This window comes from Methylomonas rivi, assembly GCF_024505165.1.
Taxonomy (GTDB): domain Bacteria; phylum Pseudomonadota; class Gammaproteobacteria; order Methylococcales; family Methylomonadaceae; genus Methylomonas; species Methylomonas rivi.
Map to the genome: position 1 here is coordinate 1 of NZ_JANIBK010000104.1, position 14,138 is coordinate 14,138.

Genomic DNA, 14,138 nt, shown 5'->3' on the forward strand with positions numbered 1-14,138 from the left:
AAGCCCGGCATTGCCGGGCTTTTTTGTGGGTGAGGTAAAAAGTCAAACTTTAAGCAATGCTTAAAATTTCAATTTTTACTTTAGTGAGTCCGGCATGCATAAAGCCGAGCTCTTTAGCTGCTTTTTTCGATACATCAATTAACCTTTTGCTGGAGTGTTGCAAGCGGTCATTGACTTTAACAATCACGCTACGATTGTTTTTCAGGTTGGTAACCCTTAACCGTGTGCCCATGGGTAAACTGTTATGGGCGGCGGTTAAGCCGTTTTTATCGTAGCTTTCGCCACTCGTGGTGGGTCGGCCATGATATTTATCGTTGTAGAAAGACGCAATGCCGGCTTTACGGGCTTGCGCGAGGTCTGGTTTTTCTGCTTTGGCCAGACTGAATGTGTAAAAGGACATCAACGAAATGGAGAGTATGGTTTTAAGTAGCCACCTGTTTCGCTTTCGCATCCTCTACCTCCTTACATTAAGTAATTGATTAAAGGAAGGCTCAGGTTACCCCAGCAAAATGGCTTTGGCAACTTTTTTCGTGGCGTTTTGGCATCAAATGTTGCCGTCCAGCCACTTAAAATGCGGCGTTTAATTTCTTTAGGCCCAGTTAAAACAGGGGCTGACGGCGACTTCGGCTACTCGGGAAATGGTCGTTAAAAAAGCAAATATTTTTTGCGGGCGGTAATTTCAGCCTTAAAAACCAAATATACGAACGCCGCGCCGGCCGCACCGGCAGGTTCTATTTTATTGGGGAGGTAAAGGCTTTTTCACGGCTGTCAGGGGTCAGGGCGCAAGAAACCATAAGCTCAGCCACGGAATGTATGTGATGATAAACACCGCTACCAGCAATATCAGCATAAAGGGCAAGGTGGCTTGGTAAAGCTCGGTAATGGATTTATTGAAACGGTAGCTGGCAATGAACAGATTCATGCCTACCGGCGGGGTCAGATAACCGATTTGCATGTTGGCCAGAAAGATGATGCCAAGATGTATGGGATGGATACCGTAGCTGACGGCAATCGGCACGATCAGCGGCACCACGATCACCACGGCCGAAAAAATGTCCAAAATGGCGCCCAATACCAGCAAAAACAGATTCAACAACAATAAAAAACTGAATTTATCGACCACATGCAGCTTGACCCATTCGAACAGGCGCATGGGGACTTCCGCGTCGATCAAGTAATTGGTAAAGGCCATCGATACGCCCAGAATCAGCAAAATGCCGCCCAGCATCTGCATGGCGTCGCTGACGGTTTTGGCCAGGCCGGCGAGCCGGATTTCCTTATAAACAAACCCTTCGATCACCAACACATATAAAGCGGTTGCCGCCGCCACTTCGGAAACGGCCAGATAGCCGCCGAAGATGCCGATCATGATGAACAAGGGTAAAGGCAGTTCCCAGGCGATGGCCTTAACCGAAGCGACAGCCTCGCCCCAGGTGAATTCGGACTCGTCCAGCTTGACGTGCCGGTTGGCCCAGAGCGCCCAGAGCATCAATAATACGATCATCAGCAGGCACGGCAGCAATCCCGCCATGAAGAGCTGCTGCAGGGTGAATTTTTCGCCGATGTCCAGTTGCTGCACGATGATACCGTACAAAATCAGCGGGACCGACGGCGGCAGCAACAGCCCCAGGCTGCCGGAGGTGGTGACCAGCCCCAAGCTGAATTTGGCTTGATAGCCTTCCTTGACCAGTACCGGCAACAGCAAGGCGCCCAAGGCGATGATGGTAACCCCCGAGGCCCCGGTAAAGGCGGTAAAAACCGCACAGGTTAACAGCGAAATAACCGCCAATCCGAACGGCATCCAGCCGAACCAGGCCCGGGTAAGGCGCAATAGCCGTTCCGAGGTGTTGCATTCCGATAATACGTAGCCGGCCAGAGTAAACAGCGGCAGCGCCACCAGCAGCGGAGTGTTGGCGATGCGGTACAGTTCGGCGGCGATGACGGTAAAGTCGATGCCGGTGCTGTAAAAACCCAGCATGGTGGCCGCGAGAATCACTGCAAATAGCGGTGCGCCCAGTAACAGCATCACCATCAGCAGTAGGACGAGTGCAAGAGTCATGTATCCAGGTTTGTTTGATTTTCAGGCGAGAATGCCGCAACGCTGTAACGCAAGGCGATGACGAAAAAAGCCAGCGGGATGATAGCTTCGCACCACCAGTTGGGGATATTGGCGAAGGCGAGATCGGCATAACGGTATTCCTGCGCTAAAAAATCGCCGCTAAACCAGGCCGCGGTAAAACAGATCAAACCCGTCAGACCGTTGTTTATGCGCGCCATGCGGTTTTTCCAGCGGGCGGGTAGAAAACGCACGAAGGCATCTATCGCAAGATGGCTTTGCCGGCGGCTGCCCAGCATGGCGCCCAGCATGGCCAGCCAGAGGACGCTGATTCGGGTGTAGGCGTCGGCCCACAGCAAGCCGCCGCCGGCCAGATTGCGCATTACGACTTGGGTAACCGCGATGACTACCAGGGACAACAGCAGGGTAACCAGCAGCAGTGTTTCCGCCTTCAATAAGAAGCGGTGCAATTTGCTTGGCAAGCTCATGGCGGTCAGGGTTTGGCCTGATTTCTGAATTCCTCCAGATAACGGTGCAATTTTGCGGTTTTTTCGGGGCTCAAATCCGCCGTTTTTTCAAACTCGCTGTTGGTGGCGGCGATTTTTTGCCGCAGTTCTTCCGCCGCTTCCGGAGTAGGCTTGACGAATTGAATGCCTTGGTTTTTCAGGGCGGCGATGGCTTGCTCGTTATCTTCGCGGCTATGCTGGTCGATTTCCTTAATCACCCCGGCCATGATTTCGCGGACGATGTGTTGGTCGGCGGGAGCGATCTCGTCGAAAGCCGGTTTGTCGATAGCCAATACGCCGAACAGGTACAGCATCGGTAGGTCGGTGACATATTTGATTTTGCTATGCCATTGTAAAGCCAGCGCCCCCACCGGCGAGCCGGCCACCACATTGATCATGCCGGTTTGCAAGCCCATCAGCACATCGCGCAGCGGTAGCGGAATCGGCGAAATATCGAAAGCCTGCAGGGCGCTGACGGCGATTTTGTTGTCGTCGGGCGCCCAGGCCTTCTGGCTGCGCATGTCGGCCAGGGTCTGAATCGGCACGGTGGACATCATGTAAGCGAAGCCGACATCGGCGAACCCCAAGGCTACCATGCTGTGTTGCTCCATGCCCTGCATCAGTTCGGCATCCATTTTTTGCCGGACATACTCCACTTCCTGCGCGTTTCGAAATAACAGTACCAGATTATAAAGTTGTATATCCGGATAAACGCCGTTTAATGCGCCGCTGGTGACTGCCGCGCCCTGCAATTGATGCAAGCGCATTTTGCGCAATACGGTGGCGTCATCGCCCATTACCCCGCCGGGATAAAATTTCAGGCTGACCCGGCCGCCGGTTTGTTTTTCTATTTGTTCGCCGCCCGCCCGCATTTTTTGCATCCAATAAGAGCCGTCGGGCGACAGCGTGGCGATTTTTAACGTTACCGCCGCCGTGGTTTGTCCGCTAAAAAGTAATAGGCCGAAAGCCAGTGATTTGAGTAGGTTTGGTTTCATGGATGGTCGTGGTTCGTTAAAAATAATCGTTGGCGCTGTCGAGCAATTGTTGTGCTTGTTGTTGCGCCAAGGTGTTGATCAGTGTCAGGCCGGGAGCGGCCGCCTGGGCGGTAAGGGTAGTTTTTAATAGCGTGTCGTGCAACTGCCTATCGAAAATCATGCGGGCGTAATGTTTGGCATACAGCACGTTGATCATCAGGTTCTCGGGCGATAGTTCCAGGGCGCGTTGGAAATGGTGCTTGGCCAGTCCGGGATTGCCGCCCAATGTTTCGGGTAGCAAACTCTCCATGACGGCGAGATAAACATGCGCGCTGCCTTGTTTATAGGTTTCGTCCAACTCTATGACTTGCTGCATGATCTGTTTGACTTGGGCCAATTGGGCTATCGCGTTCCAGTCGCTTTTGTTGGCCTGTATCCAGGTCGACCAAGCCGTGGCCACGCTGTATAGGCTATCGGTATCGCGCTTTTCCGCTTGCGCCAGCAAGACCGGCATGCCGGTGATGGGTTGTTGCTGCAAATCGCACCAGTCCCGCTTGTGCAGGCAAATGCCGCGCAGAGCAAAATCGAGGCCTTTGCGGCTGAGGCGGGGTTTGCGGACGGGGTCGTCGGGCAGCAAGCTCAGGTAAGCCGTGTACAGATTGGCGTTTGCGAACATCAGGCTTTCGTCGTCCTGGTCGCCGGCGGCCGAGGCTTCCAGCATCAGCAGATAGGCCGGTAAGGCTTCGGCGACGGTTTCCGGGTCGTTTTGCGCCAAAATGGTTTGTTTCAGGCGTTCGGAAAAATCTCCGGTCGCCGAGCTGACGAAATAGCTGCAGCCCGTCAAGCCGGACAGCGCGCTTAACAGCAACAGCAACCGCGCTACGCGAGGGGGATAGGAGCTTATTTTTGTTTTAATTATGTAGCGCATCGAGCATTTTCTCCAGACATTCGCAATAGGCTTTAATCACCTTGATACGGGCATAATACTTGTCGTTGGCTTCCACCAGCAACCAGGGCGATTTACTGGTGCTGGTGCGGGCAATCATTTCGTTGACGGCTTTTTGGTAATCGTCCCATTTATCGCGGTTACGGTAATCTTCTTCGGTAATTTTGAATTGTTTGTAACTGATTTCCTCGCGGCGTTTAAAGCGGGCCAGCTGTTCATCATGGTCGATATGCAACCAGAATTTCATGATCACAATGCCGTGGGCCAACATGGCTTCTTCAAAGTTGACGATTTCGGAATAGGCGCGTTGCCACTGGCCGGTTTTCGCCATGCCTTCCACGCGTTCGACCAAAACCCGGCCATACCAGCTGCGGTCGTAAATGGTTACCTGTCCGGCGCGCGGAATATGCCGCCAAAACCGCCAGAGGTAATGGTGGGCGCGTTCTTCGTCCGTCGGAGCGGCTATTGGGATGACTTGGTAATGGCGGGCGTCCATGGATTCGGTCAGGCGCCGGATGGCGCCTCCCTTGCCGGCCGCGTCCCAGCCTTCGAAGACCAGAATACTGGAGCGTTTGGCGGCCAAGGCATGCCGGCTGAGTTCGTTAAGTTTTCCCTGATATTTTTCCAGCTGGGTTTTATAACCGGATTTGTTCAATTTCAGTTTTAAGTCCAAGGCGTCCAACAAGTTATATTGTTCGACTTGGCTTTTCGGCGCCTCCCCTTGCTCGGCCGCGGCGGCCAGGGTATTTTCATGACGCTGGATGTGCTGGCGGATGCGTTCCAATACATGTTGACCCACCGTCAGGCTGCTGTAACGGTTGTCCGAACCTTCCACGATCAGCCACGGTGCATAAGCCTTGCTGGTTTCGCTGAGGACGTTCTCGGCCACGCCGATAAAATCGTCGTACAGTCCAAGGTGTTGCCGGTCTTTGTCGGTGACCCGCCAATTGGTGGCGGGGTTTTTGGCCAGTTGCTTCAAGCGCTTGACTTGCATGTCTTTTTTTAGATGCAGCCAGCACTTGATGATCAAGGTATTGTCGTCCGCCAGTAACTCCTCGAGCTGATTGATCTGGTTTAACTCGGTTTGCAGGGCTGCATCGTCAATTTTTTGGTAAACCCGTTGCGCAATGGGGTCGCTGTACCAGGAGCCGACATAGACCCCGATCGTGCCTTTAGCCGGCAGCGTGCGCCAGTATCGCCAGAATTTCGGCCGTTCCCGCTCCTCGTCCGAGGGTTCGCCCAGTGCAATCGTGCGCATGTAATGGGGGTCGAGCCACTCGTTAAGGCGATTGATCACTTCGCCCTTGCCGCCGCCATCCACACCGGAAATGATCACAATTACCGGAAACGGGCAACTTTTAAGGTGGTGTTGAATAGTCAGCAGCTCGGTGCGCAATTGCGCGGACTTTTCTTTATACACCGACTTTTCAACGGTGTGCCCTAATTCGGCGACTTCAAACACAATGCAAACTCCTGGTTTTTTTGCGCATCACTTTACCGGACAATCGGATTTAAAACACGTTTTGAAATAATGTTTTGACACAAAACAAAATTGCGTGTAAAAAATGTCCCGTCGACCAAAAACAATACTAACTTCGACATGCAACTCGAGTTGCTCCCTTTAAAAGGGTTTTTATTATTACAACAATCAAATGAGGATTTAAAAATGGCTGAACAAGAAAAAGATAACACCATGACCGTCGTTATCGCAGTAACTGTGATTGCAATCATCGGCGTTTTCCTGTTGAAACAAGACGAAACCAAACATTTACAAATGAGCGGCGAAACCAGCGCCGCTGCCGAAGCTCAAGTGTTGGCGAAACACAAAGACTTCAACAACGACGTACTGAAAGCAGCAGAATAAGAAAAGCTACAATAATAATAAATTCTTAGTCAGTTTAGCCATCTCTTGCCGCGGCGAGAGATGGCTTTTTTGCGTCTGGGGCTCCGGTTCCGCCGTCATTGCCCCTATGCATTGCCTCGTCTCTTTCAAAGTCTCCGGGTGCTGTTAAAATGCACGCCTTCCAAAAACTATCCTGAACGAAAAAAATGGACGTTATCCAGCGTATTGCCGAAGAACTCTCCGTTAAATCCCAGCAAGTGGCCGCCGCCGTGGCGTTGTTGGACGAAGGCGCGACCGTGCCGTTTATTGCCCGCTATCGGAAAGAAGCCACGGGTGGACTTGACGATACCCAACTGCGGATGTTGGAAGAGCGGTTGGTTTATCTGCGCGAACTCAACGACAGACGCAAAACTATTCTCGACAGTATCGCTTCCCAGGGTAAGCTTACCCCGGAATTGGAGCGCGCCATTGCGGATGCCGATACCAAAACGCTCTTGGAAGACTTATATCTTCCCTACAAACCCAAACGCCGCACCAAGGCGCAAATCGCCCGCGAAGCCGGCTTGGAGCCTTTGGCGGACGCTTTATTGGCCGACCGCGGCCTGATACCCGAGCAAGCCGCCCTTGCCTATATCGACGCGGATAAAGGGGTGGCCGATGCCATGGCGGCGTTGGATGGCGCCAGACAAATCATCATGGAGCGAATTTCCGAAGATGCCGACTTATTGGCTGAATTGCGCGAGCGCATCTGGCGCAAAGGTATATTGCATGCCAGCGTGGTCAGCGGCAAGGAAGCCGAAGCCGCCAAATTCAAGGATTATTTCGATTATAGCGAAGCGATCAATAAAATCCCGTCCCACCGGGCGCTGGCACTGTTCCGCGGTAGAAATGAAGATTTGCTGAGCCTGACGTTGAAGCCGGCCGAACTGGATCAGGAAGAGCACCACCTGTGCACGCAATTCGTTTCGCAACGGCTGAATGTCAGCGATACCGGCCGGCCCGCCGATGCCTGGCTGGCCGAGACGGCGCGCTTTGCCTGGAAAATCAAGCTGTTTACCCGTATAGACATGGACTTGAAACTTCGGCTGCGCGAGGCGGCGGAATTGGAAGCCATCCGGGTATTCGCCAGCAATTTACGCGACTTGCTGTTGACCGCGCCGGCCGGGCACAAGGCTACCATGGGGCTCGATCCCGGCATTCGCACCGGCGTTAAAGTGGCTGTGGTGGATGCCACCGGCAAAGTGCTGGCCACCGACACCGTATATCCGCATGCGCCGAAAAACCAATGGGACCAATCCATCTCCGTGCTGGCGCGGTTGATAAAGCAGCACCAGGTCGCATTGGTGAGTATCGGTAACGGTACCGCGTCGCGAGAGACCGATCAATTGGTGGCCGACCTGATGAAACAGCATAAAGACCTGCCGATACAGAAAATCATGGTTTCCGAAGCCGGCGCCTCGGTGTATTCCGCATCGGAACTGGCGGCCAAGGAGTTTCCTGATTTGGATGTGTCCTTGCGCGGCGCGGTTTCCATTGCCCGCCGCCTGCAGGATCCGCTGGCGGAATTGGTGAAAATCGACCCCAAATCCATCGGCGTCGGCCAGTACCAGCACGATGTAAACCAAACCCAACTGGCGCGTATGCTGGATACCGTGGTGGAAGACTGCGTGAATGCGGTGGGTGTGGACGTGAATACCGCTTCGGCGGCCTTGTTGAAACAAGTGTCCGGCTTGTCGGCCAGTATCAGCGAAAATATCGTCGCCTTTCGCAATCAAAACGGCCCGTTCGCCAACCGCGGCCAATTGAAAAAAGTGCCGCGTTTGGGAGACAAGGCATTCGAGCAGGCGGCGGGGTTTTTACGGGTCATGAACGGCGATAATCCGCTGGACGCTTCCGCAGTGCACCCTGAAGCCTACCCGGTAGTGAATGCCATTTTGGACGATACCGGCAAATCGATCCGGGATTTGATCGGCCAAAGCCAATTCTTGCGCAGCCTGAATCCCGCCAACTATACCAGTGCCGATTTCGGTTTGCCGACGGTCGGCGACATCCTGCAGGAATTGGAAAAGCCCGGCCGCGACCCTCGCCCGGAGTTCAAAAGCGTGCAATTCAAGGAAGGGGTCGAGAAAATCACCGACCTGCAGCCCGGCATGAGTTTGGAAGGGGTGGTCACCAATGTGGCCAATTTCGGCGCTTTCGTGGATATCGGCGTGCACCAGGACGGTTTGGTGCATATCTCTCATTTGGCGGACGATTTTGTCAAGGATCCGCGCAGCGTGGTGAAAACCGGCGACATGGTCAAGGTGCGGGTATTGGAAGTGGATGTGGCCCGACAGCGGATTTCATTGAGCATGAAGAAAAATATCGACGGCGGCGACATCGTACGTAGCGAAAAGCCGCAAAAAACCGGCTACAAACCCAAGCCGCAACCCGCATTGCAAAACAGCATGAGCAACGCCTTCGCCAAGGTGCTGAAAAAATAAAATAAAATGCTCTGCTATACTTTTTTTCCGTATGCGGCGGGCGCGGGGTTGCGGGACAGTCCCGCGCCCGGCTTTATTCGTGCCGCCGCCTGACTGCTTGCGGCTTTGCAAGGATAGGTTGAATATCCGCACGGCTTGCCGAGATTGACATCATCCACAGGAAAAGATATGAAATATAAAACCCATGGCCTCGCATGCATCATGCTGATCGGTTGTTTTACCGCCTTACCCGCTCGGGCCGAGCCGGCCGACGCATCCTATGGCGAGATTTTCGGCCGCAAGCTGTTAAGCGGTTTGGCCAATATCACCACCGGCGTGGCCGAAATTCCCAAGAACATCATCATCGTCAACAACCAGTCCAACTTTGCCTACGGTTTTGTCGGCGGCACCTTCAAAGGCTTGTTGCATATGGCGGGCCGCATGGGAGTCGGGGTTATCGATTTGGTTTCGTCGCCTATTCCCACCTATCCGATAGTCTATCCGAACTATGTGTGGGACGACTTTTACGCCGAAACCACTTACGGTCCGGCCATGGTGGGCGAGCCTACCCGGTAACCGGCTTTTAAGGCGGCGGCCGGTTATCAGCCGTTGCCTATCGGGCGATCAGGCCACCAGCTTCAGTTCGCTGAGGCCGTTGGGTTTTTTAACCAGTTCGATTTGGGTTTTGATGCGTTTTTTCACCCCGTCCACATGCGAGATAACGCCCACGGTTTTGCCGTGCGTTTTCAAGGTTTCCAACGTGCTCATGGCTAAATAAAGCGATTCCGCATCCAGATTGCCGAAGCCCTCGTCCAGAAACAGCGAGTCGATCGCCTGGCCGTTATTGGCGATTTCCGCCAGCGCCAGAGCCAAAGCCAAACTCACCACAAAGCTTTCGCCGCCCGACAGGGTTTGCGGCAAACGGCGGGCATTTTTTTGTTTAGTGTCTTCGATTTCCAGCGCCAGCCCGTGTTCGCTGGTACCGCTACGTACATAATAGCGGCCGCTGAGTTTTTCCAGAACCAGATTGGTATGCGATAGCAATTTGTCCGTCATCAATTGCCGGATCTGCTGCCTGAAGCCGGCCGGGTCGTCGTTGATGGTCTTCAGTTCCGCCTGCGCCCGATTAAACAACTGCTCTTCCGCGGCAAGCCGTTCCTGCAAGGTTTGATGCTTTTCCCGATAATGCTGCTGCTTGGCCAGTTTGTTTTCCAGGTTTTGCACTTCCTGTTCGGCGATGTCCAGTTGTTGGGTAATCTGCTTGAGCGCTTGCCTAAGTTCGGATTCGATCAAGTGATTGGCGGCCGCGGCGGCCCGTTCGCTATCGAGCGCGGCGGCCAGTTGTTGCATTTGAAGTTCGGTTTCCGCCAATTTCGCCTTATCCGAATCCAGCTGTTGCCGTATTTCGGCCTCCCGGGCAATTAAATGCATGGCATCGCGGATTTCCTCCACCGTGGTGATACCGGCCATTCTGTCGTTCAAGGTTTGCAGTACGGTTTTGTATTCGATCTGCGAGATGCGTAATTGCTGCTCCTGGTCGACAAGCAATTTTTGCTTTTCGATGATGGCGATATGCAGTCCCAGGTGTTCTTGTTGCCCCAAACTCTCGGTGTTACTGCTGATCTGCGCCTGATAATGGGCGATTTTATGTTCGCAGCCTTGCAATTGCTGGCTAAGGGCCGCGATTTCTTTTTGCAGACCTTCCTGGCGCAATAGGTAGACCTGATAGTCCTGGCGCCGGCTGTTCAGCCGGTCGAACAAGGCGTTTTCCTTGCCCTTGCCCGGTAATTTCTCGCCCAGCTTGCTCAGCCGGGTTTCCAGCGTTTCGGCCAGGGCCTTTTCCTCGGCGTCGCAAGCGGCATGGCGTTGCTCGATTTCATCGAACTCGGGCGGACGGTTGGCCCATTGGGTTTCCAGCTCCTGCACCGTTTTGGCCAGCTTTTCTTGCGCGGCTTGCTTACCGGCAATGTCGGCCGTCATTTTGGCGATATTGCGTTGCAACTGGGCGTGCTGTTTTACCAGGTTGCCGACTTTGTTCAGCTCTTCGGATTCCTGTGCCAGCAAGTGTTTTTGCAGCGATAAATTATCCATATCCATGCCGTCGCGCATAATGTTCAGGCGGTTGGCCAGCGCGGTCCATTGCGAATGCATTTGTTGCAGGCGCTGCTGTTTGGCCGACTGTTGCGAGCCGTATTTTTGCGCGGCTCGCAACTGAGTGCCGGCGACATCGATGGCCGATTTAAGCGCCTGTATTTTGCCGCGTTGGTCCACCAGGGCCGCCTTGGCGTCGGTAAACACCGGAGGTTTCACGACATAGGGATGCGTGGTAGAACCGCATAAATAACAGGGTTTGCCATCGATCAACTTGGCCCGGTCGGCGGTCATTTTTTTGATTAAGGCTTCGTTTCTCAGCGCCTGTTCTAGCACTTTGATGATATTTTCTTCCCGGGCCATTTCCCGGTTGAGTTCATCCAGCCGGGCCTGCAATTCCTCTACGTTCGGCGCGGCATCCGTGCGCTTTTTGATGCCCAGCCAGCTCAGCAAGCCCCGGTCGCTGAGCTTGGCGGTTGCGCTGGCCAGGGATACCAGTTCCCGCAGATCGGCGACACGGGCTTCCTGCTCCTGCTGCAATTCCTGCAATTGTTCGAAGCTTTTGCCTAGCGCAATATCCTGCAAAGTCTGTTGATCGGCTTCGATCCGCGCTTTTAAGTCGCTCAAATCCTCTTGGGTGGCCCGCAGGGCGGCTTTATTTTTTTTCAGCGCCGACGTGATGTTTTTCGACCAGCCGGCCTGGGATTTTTGCTTGCCGCTTAGCTCGATGCGTTCCGTCCGGAGTTTACGTAAACGGACCACGTCGGGAAAGTCGTCCAATAGGCCTGCATCGGCTTGGTGAGCTTGAAACCATAAGTCTATTTCCGCCAAGCCGGTCTGGTTGGCGGACAGTTGTTGTTGTATGGATTGTGCGAGCTCCCTTTGCCGCGGCAGTTCCAGTTTTAATTCGCTTAGCGATAATTTGAGCGCGTCTATGGTTTGTTTTTGCTCGCTCAGCGATTTTTCCGATACGGGCAAGGTCAGCGGCGAGGTTTGCGCGGCCAGCTGGTTTTGCAGCATGGCCAGCTCTTGGCGGTAACTGTTCAGAGTCGCTTGATTTTGCTCGATCAAAGCCTGTTTGCTGTCCAATAGGGCGATTTCAGTGCGAAATTGCAAAACCGGCTGGCTGTCGGCAATGCGTTGCAAGTCACGCCGATAGGCCTCGATTTTTTTCAGCAGGCCTTGCTGTTGGCCTTGCAGTCTTTGTTGTTTATCCGCCAGGCCGGCAATGCTGTGTAAGCTGGCCAGTTGTTGTTGGGTTTGTGTTTGCTGCTGCTTGAATTCCGCCACTTGTTCCTTGAAATCCTCCAGGTCGTGGGCCGCGGCTTCCAGCGCTTCCGGGGGCAGCAGCGGCAGGCTGCCGATGTCCTGTTGTAATTGGGCCAAGCCGGTTTGCGCCTGCTTGAAACTGTCTTCGGTTTGCCGGCGGTAATCGGCATAAAGATTGGTGCCGCTGATTTTTTCCAGAATATCCATGCGTTCGCTGTCCAGCGCATTCAGAAAGGCGGCAAAATCGCCCTGCGGCAACACGATGGATTTGCTGAATTTGTGAAAATCCATGCCGGTCAGCTCGGCAATGCGATGGCGGACCTGATTGGGGGTTTCCGCCAGCAATAATTCCTGGCCGTTCAGCCGGGTCAGTGTCATTTTCGGCAGTAGCGTAATCGCATCTTCGCTGGCATCGCTACGTTTCGCCCGCCAAGTCGAACGGTATTTATCCTCGCCCAACGCGAATTCGACCTGTGCAAAACATTCGTCGGTTTGTTTGGTCATCACGTGGGAGGCCGGTTTATCGAAACGGAATGTTTCGCCGTACAGGCCCAGGGTGATCACATCCAGAATACTGGATTTTCCGGAACCGTTGGGACCGGTAATGGCGAAAACCCCGCTGTCGGCTATCGGCCCCTGATCGAAATAAACCCGCCCTTCGCCTTCCAGAGAATTGATGTTTTTGAAAGAGATATTAAGAATTTTCATAAGGTTATGATTTATCCGGCATTGGTAGGGCATTGTCTTGCGGCCGCGGCAGACGGTGCCGGCCAAAAATAAGCTGTTCGGGGCTCAACCGTTAGCCTGCCATGATACACGATGGGATTTTGCTAAACAAAAACAAACCGCATGGGTTTTACCTCGTGTTTCGGAATATTTTCGGCTTATCCCGGCCTTGAGTTAAGCTTAGCCGCTAAGTCATCTTTTAGATGCCTTGTTTTCAAAATGAGGTTGGAGTGAAGGTTGCCGGGCTTTATCGGTGGACCCAGCAATTGGCTGGAATTTGACCCGCGGAAAAGTCATGGTTTGGTTGGATGAGGCAAGATCGTCTTGTTGTCACCCGTTGCGGTGTGCCGCCCAATCTGGTTCAATCGCGGCAATTTGATTGTTACCGGTTCACTTGCGTAGCCTGGATGAAGCGAGGCGCAATCCGGGATTGATAGCCTTCATTCCCCGGATTCCATTTCATTCCATCCGGGCTACGCTGGTTTGGGTTAAGCTTAGCCGGGAAGCCATCATTTATAGGCGCTTTTCTTAGAATTATCATGCCGTTACCCGCCGTATTTATTCAGCAATGCCGATCCTTGCTCGGAAGCCGGCAGGTGATTGCCGACCCGGAATCCTTGCGCGTCTATGACTGCGATGCATTGTCCGCTTATCGCCAAATGCCGGAATTGGTGGTGTTGCCGGAATCCGTGGCGCAGGTGCGAGCCCTGTTGAAACTGTGTAATGAGTATAGAGTTCCCGTGGTGGCCAGGGGCGCGGGCACCGGGCTTTCGGGCGGCGCCCTGCCCGTGGCTGGCGGAGTCGTGTTGGGTCTGAGCAAAATGAAGCGGATTTTGGCTATCGACCCGGTCAATTGTTGCGCGACATTGCAGCCCGGCGTGCGCAATCTGGCAATTTCCGAAGCGGCCAAACCTTACGGCTTGTATTACGCACCGGATCCCTCCTCGCAAATTGCCTGCAGCATAGGCGGTAACGTGGCCGAAAATGCCGGCGGGGTGCATTGTCTGAAATACGGTTTGACGGTACATAACGTGCTGCAAGTCAAATTGGTTACCTTGGACGGCCAGCTAATGACTCTTGGCGGCAGCGGGTTGGATATGCCGGGCTACGATGTCTTGGCGTTGGCCATCGGCTCCGAGGGGTTGCTGGGGGTGGTGGTTGAAATTACCGTGCGGCTGTTGCCGGTGCAGCCGCAAACCCAGGTGCTGTTGGCGGCGTTTGCCGGCGTGGAGCAGGCCGGCGCGGCGGTGGCGGCGATCATTGCC

Annotated in this window: 11 protein-coding genes; 4 read left to right on the top strand and 7 right to left on the bottom strand. The window is 53.9% G+C overall.

What is annotated here, in order from left to right:
• Positions 1-49: 49 nt before the first annotated feature.
• The 6 genes from NP596_RS15460 to pap form a co-directional block, all read right to left on the bottom strand.
• Complete coding sequence (locus tag NP596_RS15460; protein WP_256616285.1) at positions 50-451, bottom strand: septal ring lytic transglycosylase RlpA family protein; 402 nt, start codon at positions 449-451, stop codon at positions 50-52.
• A 324-nt stretch (positions 452-775) separates the two neighbouring features.
• Positions 776-2,059, bottom strand: a complete 1,284-nt coding sequence (locus NP596_RS15465) for a TRAP transporter large permease (RefSeq protein ID WP_256616286.1) — start codon at positions 2,057-2,059, stop codon at positions 776-778.
• Positions 2,056-2,544 carry a TRAP transporter small permease gene (locus tag NP596_RS15470; protein WP_256616287.1) on the bottom strand — a complete coding sequence of 163 codons (489 nt, stop codon included), beginning with the start codon at positions 2,542-2,544 and terminating at the stop codon, positions 2,056-2,058. Before NP596_RS15470 ends, NP596_RS15465 begins: the two co-directional genes overlap by 4 nt.
• A 5-nt stretch (positions 2,545-2,549) precedes the next feature.
• Positions 2,550-3,557 carry a TRAP transporter substrate-binding protein gene (locus tag NP596_RS15475; protein WP_256616288.1) on the bottom strand — a complete coding sequence of 336 codons (1,008 nt, stop codon included), beginning with the start codon at positions 3,555-3,557 and terminating at the stop codon, positions 2,550-2,552.
• A gap of 16 nt (positions 3,558-3,573) precedes the next feature.
• On the bottom strand, positions 3,574-4,410 hold the full coding sequence (locus NP596_RS15480) for a TRAP transporter TatT component family protein (RefSeq protein ID WP_256616289.1): 837 nt from the start codon (positions 4,408-4,410) through the stop codon (positions 3,574-3,576).
• Positions 4,411-4,447: 37 nt separating this feature from the next.
• Positions 4,448-5,944, bottom strand: a complete 1,497-nt coding sequence (pap, locus tag NP596_RS15485) for a polyphosphate:AMP phosphotransferase (protein ID WP_256616290.1) — start codon at positions 5,942-5,944, stop codon at positions 4,448-4,450.
• 204 nt (positions 5,945-6,148) lie between these two features.
• Here pap and NP596_RS15490 point away from each other — a divergent pair, with 204 nt between their 5' ends.
• The 3 genes from NP596_RS15490 (at position 6,149) to NP596_RS15500 (ending at position 9,363) form a co-directional block, all read left to right on the top strand.
• Positions 6,149-6,346: a hypothetical protein gene (locus tag NP596_RS15490; protein ID WP_256616291.1), complete on the top strand. Its 198-nt coding sequence runs from the start codon at positions 6,149-6,151 to the stop codon at positions 6,344-6,346.
• A 185-nt stretch (positions 6,347-6,531) separates the two neighbouring features.
• Positions 6,532-8,808: a Tex family protein gene (locus tag NP596_RS15495; RefSeq protein WP_256616292.1), complete on the top strand. Its 2,277-nt coding sequence runs from the start codon at positions 6,532-6,534 to the stop codon at positions 8,806-8,808.
• Between the two features lie 168 nt (positions 8,809-8,976).
• Positions 8,977-9,363 (top strand): exosortase system-associated protein, TIGR04073 family, encoded by a 387-nt coding sequence (locus tag NP596_RS15500; protein WP_256616293.1) that lies wholly within the window; start codon positions 8,977-8,979, stop codon positions 9,361-9,363.
• A 48-nt stretch (positions 9,364-9,411) separates the two neighbouring features.
• Here NP596_RS15500 and NP596_RS15505 read toward each other — a convergent pair whose 3' ends face one another.
• Positions 9,412-12,855, bottom strand: a complete 3,444-nt coding sequence (locus NP596_RS15505; protein ID WP_256616294.1) for an SbcC/MukB-like Walker B domain-containing protein — start codon at positions 12,853-12,855, stop codon at positions 9,412-9,414.
• 557 nt (positions 12,856-13,412) lie between these two features.
• Between NP596_RS15505 and NP596_RS15510 the strand changes: the two genes are divergently transcribed.
• A partial coding sequence (locus NP596_RS15510; protein WP_256616295.1) for an FAD-binding protein occupies positions 13,413-14,138 on the top strand: 726 nt, incomplete at its 3' end.